Genomic DNA, 18,924 nt, shown 5'->3' on the forward strand with positions numbered 1-18,924 from the left:
TTTAGAATAAATCAAAAATAGGTGAAGACTATCTCCGCCGAGATTAATCTTCACCTTTAATGTTAGTAAGTTTTATTAGTCAATTGTCATGGCTGCTGGCTCAGGTGCTATGACATCATGTCCTGTTTCACGTTTGATTGTTTCAAATAAAATGCCTTCACGTAGACCAGATTGAGAGAAAATAACCTGCTGTCCACTCAATAAAATCAGCAATTCCATCAAAGGTAGTAATCCACCAATAATAATATCCCCACGTTCTTTAGCTAAACCAGCCATTTTTTTACGTTCATTCAAATCTTTACTTAAGATCATTTGATAAATCGCAGTAGCATCTTGTGTGCTCAAATGGTAGCCATGAACTGGTAAATCAACAATTTTCTTCTGTCGACGCGAAATCTTTGCTAATGTTCTATTGCTGCCTCCTAGCGCAACCAAAGGTAAATTTGCTGCCTCATTTAGCCACGAGACATCACCAAACATTCTGCGTAAGGCAACGGTAGCTTCAAACAATGAAGCCGCGCTTACAATATCTTTTTCTAGGTAACCTTCACTAATTGTGACAGCGCCAATGGGCAAACTCACTTCATGTAACGCTTCCTTGTTTCTGACTAGCACTAATTCAGCCGAAGCACCGCCAGTGTCTAGTATCAACGCATCATTGATGTTAAGTGTGTTGACAATACCAACATAATCAAAATGCGCTTCCTGCTCACCAGTTAAGACTTCCAACGGCCACACCATTGTATTTTTAAACGCCACTAAAAATTCATCTTGGTTAGCAGCCTGACGTACTGCAGCCGTCGCTACGGCCCTCACATTAATATCTGTTTCAGGATAAACTGATAACGCTTTTTTAAAATGTTTAAGCGCATCTAATGTCCGCTCAATGGCTTCTGGTTGCAAAATTTTATCTTCACCCATGCCTTCAGACAAACGTACCATTTCTTGATAACGTTCCAACACCTCATAGTGACCATCTTGATGGTATTTACTAATCGTCATACGGACTGAGTTAGATCCTAAGTCTATTACCGCTAGTATTGTCATACTTCCTCCCCTGTAAATGGATTGTTGATTGGTTCGAAATCTCGGCGCCGATGTAACGCCTCTTCACGTTGTTGTAATTCAATTTGTTCTGCCAATGAGGCCGCAATGAAGAACTCTTGAGCATTGCTAGCCGACAAACCCCGTCGATCAATTTTTTCAAACACACCATCGTCTTGCAAAACACGTGTTTTAACATTGTCTTCCCACATGGTTTGGAAAATTGATAATACACGTTGTCGTAGGGTAAGATTCTTAATAGGAAATAGCAACTCAACACGGCGATCCAAATTTCTGGTCATCAAATCCGCTGATGATAGGTAAACTTCTGGGTTCCCATCATTTTCAAAACTATAAATGCGACTATGCTCCAAAAAACGACCAACAATCGAATGTACTTCAATCTTATCACTAATTTTTGGAATACCAACACGTAACATCACAATACCACGCACAATTAATTCAACTGGTACACCAGCCTCACTGGCTTCATATAAATGTCGAATCATGTGTTCATCTGAGAGTGAGTTAAATTTCATTTTAATGCCTGCTGGTTTGCCAGCTTTTGCATTGGCCATTTCAGCGTGAATTCTGTCGTAAATAAACTCGCGAATGCCCTCTGGTGACATATGCAATTGGTGGAAATACACGGGATCTGAATAGCCAGTCAAAATATTAAAAATAGAAGCAACATCTGCTCCTAACTCACCATCACTGGTAAACAAGCCAAGGTCTGTATAAAAATTAGCTGTCACGTCATTATAATTACCGGTTCCTAAATGGACATACCGTCGAATGGTATCATCTTCCCGACGAACCACCAATGCAACTTTGGCGTGAACTTTTAAACCACGCAATCCATAGACAACATGAACACCTTTTTGCTCTAATTCCCTCGCCCAGTGAACATTATTTTCTTCATCAAAGCGGGCTTTAATTTCAACTAGCACAGTCACTTGTTTTCCTTGTTGCGCTGCGTCTGCCAATGCTTTGATGATTGGTGAATTACCTGAAACACGATAGAGTGTCATTTTAATTGCCAAAACATTTTCATCGCGAGCAGCCGTTTGAATAAACTGCACCACTGGTTTGAAAGTGTCATAAGGATGGTGCAATAGATAATCACGTTGTTTAATACTGGCAAACATTTTTTCAGGTACCAAATCAGGATTTTCATAGCCCTTAAAATGTGAAAATTCTAGCGTTGGCGCATCAATCAACTTCAGCCAAGCATCTAAAAACGTTAAATCGATTGCGCCATTTACATCATATACACGTTCATCTGGTACTTCTAACGCTTTAATTAGCTTATTCATCAACGTTTTGCTTGTGTTGGCACTAACAATGACGCGAATAACGCGACCACGCTCACGTTCTTGCAATTTACTTTGCACTTCTTGCAGAATGTTTGGCGTATCTTCATCATCAGCGACGTCTAATTCCATATCGCGCAAAATATGGAAGACCGTTGACTCTTTAATCGTATAGCCTTGAAATAATGCATCAAGAAACTGCTGGACGACTTCTTCAATCAAAATGACTTGATTAGACTCTGGTAATGCAATCACACGTCCTGATGTTGTTGGGACCTGCAAGACAGCTATATGCTTTTCTGATTTTTCATCGTCTTTTTTTAAGCGAACACCAATGTTCAACGTATCATTTGCCAAAAATGGAAACGGACGCGTGCTGTCAATTGCCATTGGCGTTAAGACCGGCAACAATTCCTCATCAAAAAAGCGCTTTAAAAAACTTAGCTGTTCGGCACTTAAATCTTCGGCATGCTTTAACTCATAACCATTTTTTTTGAGTGCTGGTAAAATACTGCGATTTAATACTTGGTACTGATTTTTAATTTGTTCTCCAGCTGCTTCAGAAATAATATCTAGCTGTTCTTTTGGCAGTAGTCCTGCTGCATCAGGCTTGTCATGTCCAACAAAAACTTGCTGCTGCAAACTCGCTACACGCACCATGAACCACTCATCCATATTTTTTTGCGTGATAGCTAAAAACTTGGCTCGTTCTAATAATGGATTTTGAGTATCTCTTGCTTCCTCTAAAACACGGTCATTGAACGCTAACCAACTTACTTCTCGATTGACATAGTATTTTGGTAATTTTAATTCACTCATAATCGTTGCCTAGCCTCTCTTCCCTTGTCGTTTCAACACAATAGGCATACCAAACACTGCCTCAAAGAACCTTGCCTTGTCAGTAAAAACATAAATTTCTAATTGCAAATCTAACGGTGTGTGCCCTGTCACAACAACTTTTTCTGCTTGCACAGACACCGTTAATTTAGTAATTTTTTGCAAACGACTATCATCCAACGCATCTGCTAATCTTAGTAGCGCAGCCATCTTAGCAATTCGGATACGCTGCCTTGGGGAAAACTCATTGGTAGCACGTAATGCATTGTCCGGCGTTTCAGCGCTATGATAGCGTGCTATGGCTGCAATCATGCGTTGTTCCGAAGTCGACAAACCATGAAAGTCAATTCCCTCTAATATTTCTTCCGAATACTGATAATGTCGCTGTGAATTAATAAAACTACCGACATCATGTGTCAAAGCAGCGACCCCTAGCAAAAGACGATCACGCGCGTCCAAACGATGAATTTTTTTCAAACGATCAAATAATCGCCATGCATATTGTAGAACAATTTCACGATGCTTATCCTCAACCATATAACGATCAGCAATCCCGCGCGCTGCCGTAATAATGTCTTGTTGCGCCGTTGTGTCTTTAACAACTAACCCATCCAATACGGTTAAATTACTAATATGCAACTTTTTGGCAGATACAGCAGACATCACATTGAGCACTAATACAGCTTCCATGTAAATCATCCAAATATCTTTATCGTCAATGGTGTATTCTTCCGAAATTGCTTGATTATTCATACGAGTAAAATTTGCAACCAGATTCTCAACATCTTTTTTCGTAATAGTTACTGAAGATTGATTCGCCAAAAACACGTTGTTTAAAACATCAGCACCTAACAAAACAACACTGTCGGCTTGTTGAAAAGGTGGCAACATATGCCAAAAATCAGCAAGTTTACTATTAATAAATTCAGGTACAAGATCTGAAATCTGTGTGATTTCTGCTGTCATTTTGCGAATTGATTGGGTCAATCTAACCGGTCCAATAGCAGAATGTTGTGAAAATTTAAACTGTTCATTTTCAAAGTAAGACAAATCAATTCTCGTAGAGCTAACACCTAAAACAAAAGCATTTCCACCACTTAAAACCTTTTGTTCATGCATGCGTAGTGCCAATTGGCGATAGTAATTTTCTTGATTCGCATTTAACCAACGCAATGTTAATCCTGTCACATTTTCTACCTGATCAACAAAGTACACAGCGTTAGGCATTTTTGACAAATTTTCACTACCAAATAGACGAACAGTCGTCACATCATAATCTCGCAACAATTGCTGAAAACGCTGTAATTGAGATAAGGCACGCTGCATGACCTCGGTTGAAAAATGCCTCAGCTCTAAATCATTTTCACTATATTCACGTTTGACAGTTTCAATTTTATGACCACTGCCATCAACAATTTGTAATTCTGCAACACCTGAGTTGAGTAAAATAATACCTTGTAATTTTGCCATTAAAAGTGTCCTCTCTGGCTAGTTTAACATATTTTTGTAAAGATATTGTTTACAATTATCATTAAAATACCATAATAATATTCAGACACTCATTCTGGATTAAAATCACATGTCGACTCATGGTCGTTAATAACACCCATCGCTTGCAAATAAGAATATATTGTCACCGGACCAGCAAATTTAAATCCTTGCTTTTTCATATCTTTAGCGACCTGCTGAGATAATGCATTCTGCGCAACAATTTCTGATGGTCGCGTAATATGATGATTAATTGTTTGATTATCAGTGAAGTGCCACATATATTCAGATAGGCTACCAAAAGTACCCTGTAAATGCTTAATAATCCGAGCATTGTTAATTGTAGCCGCAATCTTTAAACCATTACGAATGATATTTTCATCTTGCTTTAAACGCAAAACATCAGCTTCCGTCATACTTGCGACACGGTCAACGTCAAAATGAAAAAAAGCTTCGTTCAATCCCGAGCGCTTTTTCAATGATATTTCCCAACTTAATCCAGCTTGAAATATTTCCAAAGTGAGCAATTCAAATAACTTAACATCATTACCACGTAATGGTTTTCCCCACTCAGTATCATGATATTTTGTCATCATGTCAGTGGCTGAATAGTGGCTAACCCACTCACATCGTTTAATCATATTGTCAGTCGGAGCGGGTTTTAAAAGATTATCTGTTGGTACCATGATTATTTTACCCTTTTGATTTTTTAGATACTAAAAAATCATCTCTTAACGAGATGATTTAGTAAAGTTAAATTACTTGTTTTCAATTGCTTCGCGAGCATCAGCTGACAAGTTGTAGAATGAGTGGATACCCTTATACTTTGCAGTTGTGTCCAACAATTCTTCAATACGGATCAATTGGTTGTACTTTGCAATACGGTCAGTACGTGACAATGAACCAGTCTTGATTTGACCAGCGTTAGTAGCCACAACCAAGTCAGAAATTGTTGTATCTTCTGTTTCACCTGAACGGTGTGAAACAATAGCTGTGTAGCCAGCTTCTTTAGCCATTTCAATAGCTTCCAAAGTTTCTGTCAAAGTACCAATTTGGTTAACCTTGATCAAAATTGAGTTAGCAGCACCCATCTTGATACCCTTAGCCAAGTATTGTGTGTTAGTAACGAAGAAGTCATCACCAACCAATTGAACTTTCTTGCCCAATTCAGCAGTAATTGTAGCCCAGTCTTCCCATTCATTTTCATCAATAGGATCTTCGATTGAGATGATTGGGTAACGATCTGCCAAATCTTCAAGATACTTGATAAATTCAGGTGTTGTGAATTCTTCACCTGTTGACCAACGTAGCTTGTATGTCTTTGATTCTGCATCGTACAATTCTGATGAGGCAACATCGACAGCAATCACAATATCTTTTCCTGGCTTGTAACCAGCAGCTTCAATCGCACGGATCAAGTACTTCAAAGGTTCTTCATTATCAGCAAAGTCAGGGGCAAATCCACCTTCATCACCAACTGAAGTTGCCTTACCATCAGCTTCCAACAATTTCTTCAAAGCGTGGAAAGTTTCTGAACCGTAACGAATTGCTTCTTTAACTGTTGGAGCACCAACAGGCATAATCATGAATTCTTGGAAGTCAACTTTGTTAGCTGAGTGAGCACCACCGTTGATAACGTTCATCATTGGTGTTGGCAAAACGTATGAGTTCATACCACCAATGTATGAGAACAAAGGCACACCTAATTCATCAGCAGCAGCACGGGCAGCAGCAATTGAAACGGCCAAAATAGCGTTGGCACCCAACTTACCCTTGTTTTCTGTACCGTCCAATTCGATCATAGCTTGGTCGATAGCGCGTTGATCAGTAACATCAAACTTACCAACCAATGCCTTTGCGATAACATCGTTAACATTGGCAACAGCCTTTGTTGTACCCTTACCTGAGAAACGTGACTTGTCGCCATCACGCAATTCAACAGCTTCGTGTTCACCTGTTGAAGCACCAGAAGGCACCATACCACGACCAAAGCCACCTAATTCTGTGATAACTTCAGCTTCAAGTGTAGGGTTTCCACGTGAGTCAAGGACTTCGCGTGCGATAATATCAGTGATTAAAGACATGTGTCTATTCTCCTTTGGTTTTCGGTTTTATACCATGTTTATTATATCACACAGCAGCGATAATTTGCCAAAAATTGATAATGGGATCACAACCAAATAATTGTTGATTAAACCTCTTCTGTATCAAAATCAGGAATAGTCGGGTTATGGGCAATCGCTACCAATTCCAAAAACTTCTGCGGATCTAACGCTGCGGTGCCGACGAGTACCCCATCAATATCGTCTTGGAGCATAATCTCTCGGGCATTTGCAGGCGTAACAGAACCACCATATAAAATTCTAACTTGTTCCGCAATGACTGGTGAATAAAGTTTGGCTAACGTTTGTCTGATTAAGTGAGCAGCTTTTTGTGCTTGGTCTGCACTTGCTGCTTCTCCCGAGCCAATCGCCCAAGTTGGTTCGTAAGCCAATGTGACATTGCGAATTTGATCAACTGAAACGCCTGCCAAGGCAGCTGCGACTTGTGCCACAGATGGTTCAGCATCCATGAATTGCGCATAAGTACTCATATCTTCATCAACATCAATAATGGGGCGTAACCCGTTACGTAAGGCAGCAGTTACTTTTAGGTTGACAGTTGAATCAGTTTCATTAAAAAACTTTCGGCGTTCAAAATGACCAATCAGCACATATTTGGCACCAATGTCCTTAAGTGCTTTAGGGGAAGTTTCTCCTGTATAGGCACCACAATCTTCCCAATGAACATTTTCCGCTACTACATGAATTGGTGACTTTTCTGTGGCACGAACCATGTCTGCCAAAAATAAATCTTGTGCCGCAATACCAGTTTCGACGACTTTTTGGTCAGGTACTTTGTCATTAACCTCATTCAAAAACGCCATCACATCTGCATGCAATTTGTTAATTTTCCAGTTAGCAACCACGAATGGCACACGTGCCGCTTTATGTTGACTCATTTTTCGTCTCCTTTGAGCATCATGAAAATAAATGCCGCTTCAATTAACAGTAACCAAATAATATCCCGTGAGGATTCACCAACGACTGACAGTAGAATATAACTCAAAAATAGAGCTGATAGTCCGCCACCTGTTTTAACTAATGTCCGATAGTATTTACTGGTCGTTAATAACTCTGACAGACGTATATTTTCAGCTTTCAGTTCAGTGACATCAAGTTTCAACGCCTCTATTTGATCTAGTAAATCATCGTTTTCGTTTTGTAAAATTTCAGTTTGCGCTTTAACTTCAGGATTATCTTCTTCGGCTTTTTTACGATTAAAAAATTTCATATCATTTCTCCATTACCTCCATTTTATCAAACTTCGAGGTGTCGCGTCAGTAGAATTCTATTGACGTGTCAGCATTAAATGGGTATAATTATAGAGTTGCCAATTATAATATGCAGCTGTGGCGGAATTGGCAGACGCGCAGGATTAAGGATCCTGTGCCCGTTTTAGGGCGTGCGGGTTCGACTCCCGCCAGCTGCACTACGAACGTTCACATTAGTGAGCGTTTTTTTGTGGGCACTATAATTAATCAAAGAAAAAAAGCCCCTATGGTATGAGGCTTTTTAGATTGCCCCTGCTGGATTCGAACCAGCGCATGTCGGTACCAAAAACCGATGCCTTACCGCTTGGCGAAGGGGCAATAGTTAATTTATTTTGCCGTTAACTATTAAATCGGCAATGGGAGCGGTAGGATTCGAACCTACGAACCCGAAGGAACGGAGTTACAGTCCGTCGCGTTTAGCCAGACTTCGCTACACTCCCATATCTCAAACAACTCTACTATCATATCAAATATCGTTGTTCTTGACAACCCCTTTTAGCCACGTATCAAATCAAAATTGCCCCATGGTTGAATTAGTGGTAATAAATTCAAGTCATCTTCATGAATGTGGCCAACCACATTGATGCGACCATCGTTGGGTAAATCACGCAACGCAATTTGCAGTTCGCCTTTATATTGACCAAATTCATTATTGTCAATTAATAAGTCACCACGTTTAATCGCGTTGGTGTGTTTAGCTGGAAAATCTTCGTCTTTATAGATAACACGTGTCATGGAAGACCGCAAAACATAGTCAGATTTGTCACCACGATACATTTGTTCTTGATTAAAGAGCACCGCTTGTTCTGCTTGACTCAAGTCATTTGCCGTCACAACGCGTAGTCGTGGACGTCCGAGTTTAAAAGCATCACCAGCCGCCTTTAAATCGGCTTCCGACGCAAATGCATTGCCTATGATAACGTCATCAATTAAACCGCCCAACCGCAATTCTTGAATCTGTGTTGCAATTGGTAAATTACGATGATCTTCAAGTGAAACGAGACCATCAGATACTGGCCAAGGGCCAAAAGTGCCACTGGGTGCATTTACGAATGCGGCTGTCCGTAAGTGATGATTACGATATTGTGTTGACGTGTTAGCAAAATAGTCACGTCCCAATCCCGTAAATCGCTGTGGGTAAAAATTATGTGACCCAATCAGGTTATCACGATTTGGCACATAATCAACGATTTGATCAATATAGTGTGTTCCTCGAGACATATTGACCTCGATTTTGAGACCATAGGGATTTTGCGTCATTGCCGCTTCTTCTTGCCCTGTGAAACCTAAATCAAGCCGTATGCCCCAAGCGCCCAAGTCAGCAAAGAATTTCAAATTATTGTAATCAACGCCTAATTGGTCAAAAAGGGCTGGATTTATGTCAAGGATTGTTTTCATCCCCAAGTCATTACCAACAGCAATTATTTTTTTAAAGTCAGCAATAACTGCATCTGCATCACCTTTTATTTCTAATAACGATGTAAAAATTCTTGTGAAACCATACTGCGCAGCTTGCTTTAAATAGGCTGCATTATCTTCAAAACTTGCTTGTGATGGATAAATTGATAGTCCTAATTCTGGCATTTATTCGCTCCTTTTCCATTAATAACATTATAACGTAACCGCTTACATTTTGTTGATGTTTTTTATTAGGAGAAAACAAAAAGCGTCTAATACAAGGATTAGACGCTTTGAAATCACCAGGGCGATTATCTGTGACCTTAAATAACTGTTGAATCAGCATTTTGAGTTACTGGCTTATTTTGATTGACAGTACCTTTACGCAAAACCAACATATAAATGATCGTGCCTGTCAGAATAACGATCCATAGTAAAGGTATAAAGACTGTATTAAAATTGATATTTGAAGCAGCTATAATGCTTAAAATCATGGCTGCGTCTCCCCATACATATAGTTCAAGGTTTTCTGAAAATGGTGCTTTTTTAATTTTCTTAATAGTTGGAATAATTGCTAAAGCTTCAATAATGGCCAAATCAATAAGTTACCAACTTAAAGGGATTACGTTTAAAATAGATAGTGTCGTTGGTACTACTATGAAGAAAGCCATAGTGCCAAGAAACTTAACTGAGACAGGCTGTTGCTTGATAAACTTGATGCCTTTTAAGCCAAAGAAAGAGCAAAATATTGTGGTCACAACTGTTGAAGTTGCAGCCCAACCTCCGTGGCTACTTAAAATAATGATAGCCTCAATAAATGAAATAGTGGCCCAGATAAAGCAGGTTGGTGAACTAGGCTGAAACGTTCCTTTTTTCAGAGCAATTAATGCAGGAACATTTCTATAAATGATTGCCCCCATTGCGATGACACCTAAAATTGAATGCACAATATGTAAATTCCTTTCAAATATAAGTAACAAATAGCAACTTTCCGAAAATTATTATATCACCTCAATTTGCCAATTAAATCGAATTCACAATTTGTTCGATTACTATTCACAAACTTAAAGTTGAATTCATTTCCTTACTTTTCAATTTAACCGCTTAATAATCGAAATTTTCCACATTATTGGTCGCCCATAACCCTTCGGTAATCCACTGAATTATTTTATAAAAAAAGAAACATTGCCACTTATTGCATTGATTAAAAACGCAGTAAAAAAAGTGTTGAACGAATTTTGCTCAACACTTTTAATCACGCTATAAATCAAAAACGCTTATATATTAAGAGTCTATATAACCAATAAAATATTAACGCTTTGAGAACTGTGATGCCTTACGGGCTTTCTTCAAACCTGGCTTCTTACGTTCCTTCATACGTGAGTCACGAGTCAACAAACCTGCTGCCTTCAATGCTGCACGGAAATCAGGATCTACTGTCAACAAAGCACGGGCGATACCGTGACGAGTTGCACCAGCTTGACCAGAATAACCACCACCAACAACGTTAACTAATACATCGTAGTTACCCAATGTTTCAGTAGCGTTGAATGGTTGCAAAACAACTTCACGCAAGTTAGCGAAAGGAATGTATTCTTCGATTGCCTTGCCGTTCATTGTAATTTGGCCATTACCTGGAACCAAACGTACACGAGCAACTGAATTCTTACGACGACCTGTGCCGGCATATTGTACTGCTGTAGCCATAATTCAGATTCTCCTTTCTTAAACCAACTTGTTGATGTCAAGTGCTTCAGGCTGTTGTGCTGCATGATCATGTTCTGATCCTGCATACACGTGCAAGTTCAAGCCTTGCTTACGACCCAAAGTGTTCTTTGGCAACATACCCTTGATTGATAATTCAAGCAACTTCTCAGGGTTGAATTCACGGTAGTTACCGGCTGTGCGAGCCTTCAAGCCACCTGGGTGGTTTGAGTGGTGGTAATAAATCTTATCAGTAGCTTTCTTACCAGTCAACTTAACTTCGCTTGCATTGATGATGATGACATTGTCACCCATGTCAACGTTTGGTGTAAACGTTGGCTTGTTCTTACCACGCAAAATTGAAGCTACTACTGTTGACAAACGTCCCAAAACGACGTCTTTGGCATCAATAATATACCACTTCTTTTCGATTTCACCTGGTTTTGCTAAAAATGTTGTACGCATGTTTGCGCTCCTTTGATTAGTTGTTTACAGGCTTGGCCGTTCCTTGCCAAGCAATTACAATAAGTTTCCGGGGCTTATCGTGAGGTAAACAATACCGTCTACAATCTTACCTAAAAAACCGTGCAATGTCAATGGTTTTAATCAAAATTAACTATTTCCGTACCAGCGTATGAAGCAAGACGAGCTGAGTGAATTTCTAATACTAAAATCACTTCATTTTCAACATCTGGATGTGCGTGAAGATAGGGCTTATTGTTTGCAAAAAGGGTTTTAATGTCAGCCCATTTTTTATCCGAACGGCGCATTGTAGCGTGATTAGATTCAATTCGGGCACCATTTTGATTTAGTGGCGTTATGACTGAAACGTTCTCATTGGCCGCCAAATCAATCATCTTCTCAGTATTTGGTTTGGAATTAAAATACCACATATTTGGTTGATCAGGGTCAGCCGCAAACCCCATAATACGTATACTTGGTTGATTTTGTTTGCTAGTGGCAACAAATGCTAATCCTCGTGATGCTTGAATATACTCCTCAAAAAGTGTCATAAATTGTTTCCTCCAAATAATAGTTCATCCCAATTTTGTTTCACAACAAAATAAGTACCTCGAACATCCCCAGCTAATTTAGAACGTTGATGCGCAAATTTAAATTTACCAACTAAAGCATCTGGTATCGCCGCCCCTTCGACCAGAACAATTCCCACTGCTCGCTTAGGCTTTTTACCATCTTGACCGCGCTTTTCATACAGTAAATTTAGCACCATACCATTTTGATAATAAAATTCGGGCCAGAAAACATTCGCATCCTCATACAGTGCCACTGCAATAATGGGTGAATCAAATACCAATTGCCGTTCCTCTAGTAATATTTGATTGAAATGCGAGATTTCTCGTGGCTTTTCGTCAGGAGAAAATGAGACATATTGTGAGTGATATTTTCGCGAAAAATACTTCGCCTTGCTCGCACGAAAACCTGCTAGTGAAGCTGATAACGATGAATCCGTTAGCCCACTGTCACTGACGGTTTTAAAATCAATCACATCACCCATTTTTCATTTACCTCTTTAGTCATTATAAGAAATTTCATCCAAATATAAACCGCTGGCCGGTGCTGTAAAACGTGCTTGTTCCCGATCTTTAACCGCAATTAACCTTTGAATATCATGAACCGGTCGTCGTCCAGTGCCAATTTCTAGCAAAACGCCAACCATAATTCGAATCTGATTATATAAGAAAGCATTACCCTCAAAAACCAAAACCAGTTCATGCTCTTCAGCTTTTTCAGTTAATTCAACGCGTGTAATTCGGCGCACGGTGGTAGCCGTCTCGTTACCAGAAGCGGCAAAACTGGCAAAATCATGTTCACCCAGGAAATCAGGTAACGCCAATTTCATGCGATCGACATCTAAATGCCAATGAAAATGTCCAGTATAATGCCGTTTGAACGGATCTGTGTAATCTAACGTTGAAATCCGATAAATATAACGCTTGGCATGCGTATTAAATCGTGCATGAAAATCATCAGACACGCGTGTCACAGATTTAACCAGAATATCGCGAGGCAACAAGGTATTCAACCCCTTGCGAAAGTTATCCGATGCAATATCATATGGAAAATCAAAATGCACGACTTGTCCAAATGCGTGTACGCCCGTGTCTGTTCGTGATGCGCCAACCACTTTAATGGGTGGTTGCGGTTTTTTAGCCATTTGGTTAACCACTTTGTTAAGTTCACCTTGCACGGTACGAGCTGACTCAACGCCGTTTTTTGTTTGAAGTTGAAATCCAAAAAAATCTGTGCCATCGTAGGCAACAATTGCTTTATAACGTGGCATACTGTATTTTTACCTCTATCTGTTTCAAAAATAATCTGCTAAAACAGGTCGTTGACTGAAATCAATGACCTGATCTAATCTGCGGGCTGATTTTATATCGCCATGCAATTCACCAGTTTGTAACAGCATTTCAGCACGACGCGCATGCAACAGAACTTTTGTCCATGCTTGAACCGTACCACTCAATTGGGCGGTTGCGGTTGATTTCTCACCATTGATTTGCCAACGACCGGCGTTTTGTTCAAAATCATCAGTAACATCAATGACCATTTCAACTGGTAAGGCAAGTATCTTTAATAACGCAGCTATATTGACAATGCGTACCATCATACCTGCCTGTTGTTGTATCTTTACTGCCATTGGTTCTGCAGATAAATCACGCCAATCACGAGTTTGCCCGTCCGTTAGTTGAAATTGCTTGAATGTGCCTGCTCGACTACTAATAAAACGCCACAATGCCAGTTCAGCATCATGAGTAAGCGTCACTAATTCCTGTATGATTAGCTTATCACCTTCAAAACGATACATCACGTAGCCATTTTCAGTTGTAGCAATTTTCAAATCAGAGAGGCGTACTGTGTAGCGAAACCGCCACCACCAATCATCTCGCGCTAAAGCACCAAATTGAAAATCTGGGTGCTGCCCGATGATTGCTTTCATTGTGGGTAACGCTTCATCAAATGATACTCGCTTAACCGGTGTTGTTTTGGCCCCTGCTGGGACCGTATAAGCGTCCCAAGTATACTGTTTTTGGTCAAATAGCCATTCATAGCCAAATTGACGATAAAATCGATACGAAAACGGCGCTAAATAGGACAATATAGCGCCATTTTCATAAGCATCTAACTGAATTTGTGTCATAATGCGACGAATTGCCCCATTGCCACGCACTTCAGGATATGACGCAACATTCCCAATGCCAACCATTTTAACAGTTGCTGCATTGAGCTTAACATGCAACGGCAACGCGAACACTTGACTAGTGATAGTGTCATCATTAATATCACCATAAACCGTCGCGTTCTTAACAAGCTCACGACGATACGTTGTCTTAGTCCCCAATGGATAGCCAAAAGCATCCGCGTCCAGAGCAAGAATTTGTTCAAAGTTCGATGGTGTGATGGCAACTGTTGTAATCATATCAAACCCCGCTTATCTTGATACCAATGAAAATTAAAACGAAAATCAGCGTACCGATAAATGCTACAACATCCTGTCTGCCATACAACAAAACACGATACTTTGTTCGTGATGCTGCGTCCTTAAAACCACGAATTTCCATTGCATTGGCAAGGTCAAGGGCCCGTTGTAAGGCACCTACAAATAAAGGAATCAGGAGTGGTACAATAGCACGAGCACGTTTGATTGGCCCACCAGTTGAAAAACTCATGCCTCGAGATTTTTGTGCATTCATAATTTTTTGTGTTTCATCCATTAAAAGTGGTACAAAGCGTAATGCAATTGACAACATCAACGCTAACTCCGCCACTGGCACATGGATTTTATTAAGTGGTGCCAACAATGATTCTAATGCGTTAGCAATGCTAGTTGGTGGTGTACTTAAGGTCATAATAGTTGACATCAAAATAATCAATGTAAACCGAATCATAACGTAAATAGCATTTAAAATACCCGGCCATGTCACTTGAAGGGGTCCAACATGGAACACAACAGGCGTTCCCGGCGTCAAAAACAATTGCAAAACGACAGTAAACAAAATCAGCCAAAAAATGGGTTTTAATCCATCCCAATAGAGCTTGAAAGGCTGTTGCGTTAATCGTATTGCTAAAATTACAAAAGCTGCTGATAACGCATAGGTAGCCCATGATGATGCAAATAACATCACAAAAATGAACACAAAAGTTACAATCATTTTTGTTCGTGGATCTAATCGGTGTACCCAAGAAGATCCCGGCACAAAACGACCAATCATAATATTATTCATGCTTGTGTTCCTCATTTAACATGGTTGCCAATTCAGTTAAAGTTAATGGTCGCCGACTGAGTGAGACACCGTTAGCTCGTAATTGCTCGGCAAATTGGCCGGCACGTGGCAAGTCCAAATTCACACTTTTAAACCAGTCAATGTCGCGATTAAATACATCAGCCGGGGTTCCTTGCACCGCAACATGACCGTCCTGCATAACAATCACTTGATCAGCAACTGATACAACATGATCCATTTGATGCGAAATGAAAACAACTAATTTCCCTGACTGTCTTAGATTGGCCACCAATTCAAGTAGTTCAGCTTGTCCTTTGGGATCCAAGCCAGCGGCTGGTTCGTCCATGACAACAATATCTGGATTACTAGCCAAAGCACCAGCCATTGCAACACGGCGCATTTGACCACCCGATAATTCAAAGGGCGAATTTTGCCACAAATTTTCGGCCACATTTACCATTTTTAAAGCTGATTGTGCGGACTGTTTAGCTTCATCAGTTTGATACCCAAAGTTCAATGGTCCATACATCACATCTTCCAAAACGGTGTTTGCAAATAATTGATTTTCGGGAAATTGAAACACCATGCCAACTTTTGCTCGCAATTTAGTTAATTGCTTTTCTTTAGTGGCGTTTGTCACAATTAAATCATCGACAGTGACTTGACCCGTTGTCGGTTTTAACAAACCGTTTAAATGTTGAATCAATGTGGACTTACCAGAACCAGTTTGCCCAATGATAGCAGTCACTTGGTGGTCAGCAATCGTAATATTGATATCGTGCAAAATAGGATTGGCCAGAGTTGTGCCGGCACCATAACTAAAATTTACTTGTTCGAAGGTGATAGCCAATGTATTAATTCTCTCTCATCCAAATATTTTTTTGGTTTAACGGTCAACCGCGCTGTTAGTTCACCCGCAAATGGCAACTCTAATCCATTATCATGCATCGTTTGTGATTTTGAAAATACATCATCTGGGTTACCATCTATAATCAATCGTCCATCATTAATAACGACGATGCGATCCGCCAACGCAGCCTCGTCCATATCATGCGTAATTGTAATCAATGTCAATTCTGAACCAAATTGTGCCTTTAAATTTTGAAGTGTCTTCATGATGGAAGCGCGTCCTTCTGGGTCCAACATAGCAGTCGCTTCATCAAGAATAATAATCTTTGGCCCTAACGCTAAAACACTTGCCAAAGCCACACGTTGCTTTTGCCCACCTGATAAAGTATGTGGTTCACGTTCTTTGAAATTTTCCATGCCAACAGTATGAAGAGCTTCATCAATTCTCTGTGGCATTTCATTACTTGGCAACTCAATATTCTCCAAACCAAATGCGACGTCATCAGCAACTGTTGCCCCAACGAATTGATTATCTGGATTTTGAAATACCATTCCAATTTGGGCACGAATATCGTTGATACTATCCACCGTGAGGCGTTTACCAAAGACATCAATATCACCACCGTTGGCAACTATTAAGCCAACAATTAATTTTGCCAAGGTTGATTTGCCTGAACCATTATGACCGACCAGCGCCACCCATTCGCCGGCTTCAATTGATAAATTGAAACCATCAAAAAGTTCGTGATCATCATATTGATAAGTTAAATTGTTAATTGTAATTGCTTGAGTCATTATTCTATATTTTACCACATTTTCCTACCAAAAATAGTTTACGCCCTGGCCTGTATTTAAACAATGTAATTCACAAAGAAATTATCTCATAAACCTAGTAAATTAAGCTAAACTAGTCTATACTAAAAAGAGTAAAATACTAATAAATTAGAAATTTCACAAAGGGAGTATTTCATGACAGAAAAAAATATTGTCATCGTTGGTGCCGGATTTGGTGGTGTATTTGCAGCTAAAACACTATCTAAGAAGTTGAAAGGGCACAAGGATTACAACATTATCCTCATTGATAAACATTCATATTTTACTTATATGACTGAATTGCATGAGGTGGCATCACAACGTGTTAAACCCAAGCACGTACAAGAAGACTTAGAACATCTTTTCTATCAAAATAAGAATGTTAAGTTGCTCACAGCTGAAGTAAACGGTATCGATAAAAATGCAAAAACTGTTTCAACGACTGAGGGTGATATTCCTTATGAAAAGTTAGTATTAGCTGTTGGTGGTCAATCCAATGATTTCGGTACTCCCGGTGTCAAGGAACATGGTTTTGAATTATGGTCAATGGAAGAATCTTTGGCAATTCGTTCGCACATTGAACACACAATTGGTCAAGGCGCTGCCGAACTTGATCCCGCTAAGCGCGAACAAATGCTAACTATCGCCGTTGTCGGTTCTGGTTTCACTGGCGCCGAATTAATGGGTGAGTTTATTGAACAACGCAAAGTATTAGCACAAACTTATAAATTATCCGAAAGTGAAATTAAGTTAGTCTTACTTGAAGCTTCACCATCAATTTTGAACATGCTTAAGGATCGTAAATTAGCGGACAAAGCCTTTAAGTACATGGAAAATAATGGTGTTGACATTCGCTTAGGTGCCCGTGTCACTGGTGTGACTGAAGATGGTGTCGTATTTGCTGATAGCTCAACTTTGCCAACAAAATCACTGATTTGGACTGCTGGTGTTAAGGCAAAATCATTCATCTCTGATTGGGGCTTCAAGTATGGCCGCGGTGGTCGTATTGAAGCAGATGATTACATGCATGCAACTAAAGATGATGATACACCCGAAAAAGACATCTACGTTGCCGGTGACACATTATCATACGTAGATGACAAAACTGGTCCTGTACCACAAACAGTTGAGGGTGCTGAAAGTGCTGCACGCGCTGCTGCTGCTAACATTCTTGCAGACTTAGGTTTTGGTAAATCAAAAAGTTTTGCTGAAGCTGTTAAATATCATGGCTTCGCTGTTTCAATCGGTTCACACTATACCGTTGCAAGTCTCATGGGATTGAATTTCTCAGGATTTTTTGCAAGTATTGCCAAACATGGCATCAATTTATTCTTCTACTCGCAGATTCGCTCCGCTTATTCTATTTTCCACTATTTGATGGATGAATTCTTCCGAACAGAAAATGGTCGTAATCCTTTCAAGGGCAGCATATCAAGACTAGGAAACGTACTCTGGTCAACACCACTCCGCTTGTTCCTTGGTGTTTTCTGGATTCTGGCAGCATTGGGCAATATTGGTAGCCTCAATGACCTATTCTGGCAACACGGATTTGCTAGCTTCGTAGAAATTATTACTGGTGCTGGTCTTTTCCTTGGTTTGCTAACTTGGCCATTGGGACTTCTATCAATTGTTCTAACAATTGTTGCTTGGTCTACAAACGGATTTGACATGACACACTGGTTTATTATTTTGAGTAGTTTAGCAGTTATGAACGGTTCTGGTCGTGGATTTGGTCTTGATTTCTACGTTGTACCATTCTTACAAAAGATTTTTGGTGGTCTTTGGTACGGAAAAGCCAAATCAACATATAATGAACTTGAAAATAAGTTATAATAATAAAGTGCGAGAATCCACGTTC

At 39.8% G+C, this 18,924-nt stretch carries 20 protein-coding genes and 3 tRNA genes; 2 read left to right on the top strand and 21 right to left on the bottom strand.

What is annotated here, in order from left to right:
- Positions 1–75 precede the first annotated feature (75 nt).
- The 7 genes from IEU71_RS02800 to IEU71_RS02830 form a co-directional block, all read right to left on the bottom strand.
- Positions 76–1,047: a Ppx/GppA family phosphatase gene (locus IEU71_RS02800; protein WP_004912863.1), complete on the bottom strand. Its 972-nt coding sequence runs from the start codon at positions 1,045–1,047 to the stop codon at positions 76–78.
- The gene (locus IEU71_RS02805; protein WP_004912864.1) at positions 1,044–3,176 is read right to left on the bottom strand and encodes an RNA degradosome polyphosphate kinase; all 2,133 of its coding nucleotides are present in this window, start codon (positions 3,174–3,176) and stop codon (positions 1,044–1,046) included. Before IEU71_RS02805 ends, IEU71_RS02800 begins: the two co-directional genes overlap by 4 nt.
- A gap of 9 nt (positions 3,177–3,185) precedes the next feature.
- Positions 3,186–4,664 carry a Ppx/GppA phosphatase family protein gene (locus IEU71_RS02810; protein ID WP_004912867.1) on the bottom strand — a complete coding sequence of 493 codons (1,479 nt, stop codon included), beginning with the start codon at positions 4,662–4,664 and terminating at the stop codon, positions 3,186–3,188.
- An 89-nt stretch (positions 4,665–4,753) separates the two neighbouring features.
- Positions 4,754–5,368: a DNA-3-methyladenine glycosylase I gene (locus IEU71_RS02815; RefSeq protein ID WP_004912870.1), complete on the bottom strand. Its 615-nt coding sequence runs from the start codon at positions 5,366–5,368 to the stop codon at positions 4,754–4,756.
- Positions 5,369–5,440: 72 nt separating this feature from the next.
- Complete coding sequence (gene eno / locus IEU71_RS02820; RefSeq protein WP_004912871.1) at positions 5,441–6,766, bottom strand: phosphopyruvate hydratase; 1,326 nt, start codon at positions 6,764–6,766, stop codon at positions 5,441–5,443.
- 107 nt (positions 6,767–6,873) lie between these two features.
- Positions 6,874–7,683, bottom strand: coding sequence for a triose-phosphate isomerase (tpiA, locus tag IEU71_RS02825; RefSeq protein WP_004912876.1), 810 nt, complete (start codon positions 7,681–7,683; stop codon positions 6,874–6,876).
- A complete protein-coding gene (locus tag IEU71_RS02830) occupies positions 7,680–8,015 on the bottom strand; it encodes a bZIP transcription factor (RefSeq protein ID WP_004912877.1) in 336 nt (111 codons plus the stop codon). Before IEU71_RS02830 ends, tpiA begins: the two co-directional genes overlap by 4 nt.
- A gap of 112 nt (positions 8,016–8,127) precedes the next feature.
- Here IEU71_RS02830 and IEU71_RS02835 point away from each other — a divergent pair.
- A tRNA-Leu gene (locus IEU71_RS02835) sits at positions 8,128–8,213 on the top strand.
- Between the two features lie 88 nt (positions 8,214–8,301).
- Here the strand turns inward: IEU71_RS02835 and IEU71_RS02840 are convergent.
- From IEU71_RS02840 to IEU71_RS02900, 14 genes are all read right to left on the bottom strand, one after another.
- Positions 8,302–8,373 (bottom strand) — tRNA-Gln (locus tag IEU71_RS02840).
- Positions 8,374–8,412: 39 nt separating this feature from the next.
- Positions 8,413–8,495: transfer RNA gene (locus IEU71_RS02845), tRNA-Tyr, on the bottom strand.
- Positions 8,496–8,550: 55 nt separating this feature from the next.
- Positions 8,551–9,639 carry a DUF871 domain-containing protein gene (locus IEU71_RS02850; RefSeq protein ID WP_004912881.1) on the bottom strand — a complete coding sequence of 363 codons (1,089 nt, stop codon included), beginning with the start codon at positions 9,637–9,639 and terminating at the stop codon, positions 8,551–8,553.
- 137 nt (positions 9,640–9,776) lie between these two features.
- Positions 9,777–10,049, bottom strand: a complete 273-nt coding sequence (locus IEU71_RS10140; RefSeq protein ID WP_004912883.1) for a hypothetical protein — start codon at positions 10,047–10,049, stop codon at positions 9,777–9,779.
- Between the two features lie 9 nt (positions 10,050–10,058).
- On the bottom strand, positions 10,059–10,400 hold the full coding sequence (locus IEU71_RS10145; protein WP_233127266.1) for a hypothetical protein: 342 nt from the start codon (positions 10,398–10,400) through the stop codon (positions 10,059–10,061).
- A 364-nt stretch (positions 10,401–10,764) separates the two neighbouring features.
- The gene (gene rpsI / locus IEU71_RS02860) at positions 10,765–11,160 is read right to left on the bottom strand and encodes a 30S ribosomal protein S9 (protein ID WP_004912888.1); all 396 of its coding nucleotides are present in this window, start codon (positions 11,158–11,160) and stop codon (positions 10,765–10,767) included.
- 18 nt (positions 11,161–11,178) lie between these two features.
- On the bottom strand, positions 11,179–11,622 hold the full coding sequence (gene rplM / locus IEU71_RS02865) for a 50S ribosomal protein L13 (protein WP_004912891.1): 444 nt from the start codon (positions 11,620–11,622) through the stop codon (positions 11,179–11,181).
- A 137-nt stretch (positions 11,623–11,759) separates the two neighbouring features.
- Entirely contained in the window at positions 11,760–12,170 is a 411-nt protein-coding gene (locus tag IEU71_RS02870) for a pyridoxamine 5'-phosphate oxidase family protein (protein ID WP_004912894.1), read from the bottom strand.
- Entirely contained in the window at positions 12,167–12,673 is a 507-nt protein-coding gene (locus IEU71_RS02875) for a DUF8821 family protein (protein ID WP_004912898.1), read from the bottom strand. The genes IEU71_RS02870 and IEU71_RS02875 overlap by 4 nt, the downstream gene beginning before the upstream one ends.
- A gap of 15 nt (positions 12,674–12,688) precedes the next feature.
- Entirely contained in the window at positions 12,689–13,459 is a 771-nt protein-coding gene (truA, locus tag IEU71_RS02880; RefSeq protein ID WP_004912902.1) for a tRNA pseudouridine(38-40) synthase TruA, read from the bottom strand.
- 24 nt (positions 13,460–13,483) lie between these two features.
- Positions 13,484–14,599, bottom strand: coding sequence for a GNAT family N-acetyltransferase (locus tag IEU71_RS02885; RefSeq protein ID WP_004912904.1), 1,116 nt, complete (start codon positions 14,597–14,599; stop codon positions 13,484–13,486).
- Between the two features lies 1 nt (position 14,600).
- Entirely contained in the window at positions 14,601–15,404 is an 804-nt protein-coding gene (locus IEU71_RS02890; protein ID WP_004912908.1) for an energy-coupling factor transporter transmembrane component T family protein, read from the bottom strand.
- A complete protein-coding gene (locus tag IEU71_RS02895; RefSeq protein WP_004912911.1) occupies positions 15,397–16,254 on the bottom strand; it encodes an energy-coupling factor transporter ATPase in 858 nt (285 codons plus the stop codon). Before IEU71_RS02895 ends, IEU71_RS02890 begins: the two co-directional genes overlap by 8 nt.
- Positions 16,230–17,048 (bottom strand): energy-coupling factor transporter ATPase, encoded by an 819-nt coding sequence (locus tag IEU71_RS02900; RefSeq protein WP_004912914.1) that lies wholly within the window; start codon positions 17,046–17,048, stop codon positions 16,230–16,232. Before IEU71_RS02900 ends, IEU71_RS02895 begins: the two co-directional genes overlap by 25 nt.
- Positions 17,049–17,222: 174 nt before the next feature.
- On the opposite strand from IEU71_RS02900, the gene IEU71_RS02905 reads away from it, so the two are divergent.
- The gene (locus tag IEU71_RS02905; RefSeq protein WP_004912917.1) at positions 17,223–18,899 is read left to right on the top strand and encodes an FAD-dependent oxidoreductase; all 1,677 of its coding nucleotides are present in this window, start codon (positions 17,223–17,225) and stop codon (positions 18,897–18,899) included.
- Positions 18,900–18,924 lie beyond the last annotated feature (25 nt).

This window comes from Leuconostoc falkenbergense (assembly GCF_014634805.1).
Lineage (GTDB): Bacteria > Bacillota > Bacilli > Lactobacillales > Lactobacillaceae > Leuconostoc > Leuconostoc falkenbergense.

Bases quoted from the DNA above. Each gene is read 5' to 3' on its own strand.
- IEU71_RS02800 (WP_004912863.1), bottom strand. From the start codon at position 1,047: ATGACAATACTAGCGGTAATAGACTTAGGATCTAACTCAGTCCGTATG.
- IEU71_RS02805 (WP_004912864.1), bottom strand. From the start codon at position 3,176: ATGAGTGAATTAAAATTACCAAAATACTATGTCAATCGAGAAGTAAGT.
- IEU71_RS02810 (WP_004912867.1), bottom strand. From the start codon at position 4,664: ATGGCAAAATTACAAGGTATTATTTTACTCAACTCAGGTGTTGCAGAA.
- IEU71_RS02815 (WP_004912870.1), bottom strand. From the start codon at position 5,368: ATGGTACCAACAGATAATCTTTTAAAACCCGCTCCGACTGACAATATG.
- eno (WP_004912871.1), bottom strand. From the start codon at position 6,766: ATGTCTTTAATCACTGATATTATCGCACGCGAAGTCCTTGACTCACGT.
- tpiA (WP_004912876.1), bottom strand. From the start codon at position 7,683: ATGAGTCAACATAAAGCGGCACGTGTGCCATTCGTGGTTGCTAACTGG.
- IEU71_RS02830 (WP_004912877.1), bottom strand. From the start codon at position 8,015: ATGAAATTTTTTAATCGTAAAAAAGCCGAAGAAGATAATCCTGAAGTT.
- IEU71_RS02850 (WP_004912881.1), bottom strand. From the start codon at position 9,639: ATGCCAGAATTAGGACTATCAATTTATCCATCACAAGCAAGTTTTGAA.
- rpsI (WP_004912888.1), bottom strand. From the start codon at position 11,160: ATGGCTACAGCAGTACAATATGCCGGCACAGGTCGTCGTAAGAATTCA.
- rplM (WP_004912891.1), bottom strand. From the start codon at position 11,622: ATGCGTACAACATTTTTAGCAAAACCAGGTGAAATCGAAAAGAAGTGG.
- IEU71_RS02870 (WP_004912894.1), bottom strand. From the start codon at position 12,170: ATGACACTTTTTGAGGAGTATATTCAAGCATCACGAGGATTAGCATTT.
- IEU71_RS02875 (WP_004912898.1), bottom strand. From the start codon at position 12,673: ATGGGTGATGTGATTGATTTTAAAACCGTCAGTGACAGTGGGCTAACG.
- truA (WP_004912902.1), bottom strand. From the start codon at position 13,459: ATGCCACGTTATAAAGCAATTGTTGCCTACGATGGCACAGATTTTTTT.
- IEU71_RS02885 (WP_004912904.1), bottom strand. From the start codon at position 14,599: ATGATTACAACAGTTGCCATCACACCATCGAACTTTGAACAAATTCTT.
- IEU71_RS02890 (WP_004912908.1), bottom strand. From the start codon at position 15,404: ATGAATAATATTATGATTGGTCGTTTTGTGCCGGGATCTTCTTGGGTA.
- IEU71_RS02900 (WP_004912914.1), bottom strand. From the start codon at position 17,048: ATGACTCAAGCAATTACAATTAACAATTTAACTTATCAATATGATGAT.
- IEU71_RS02905 (WP_004912917.1), top strand. From the start codon at position 17,223: ATGACAGAAAAAAATATTGTCATCGTTGGTGCCGGATTTGGTGGTGTA.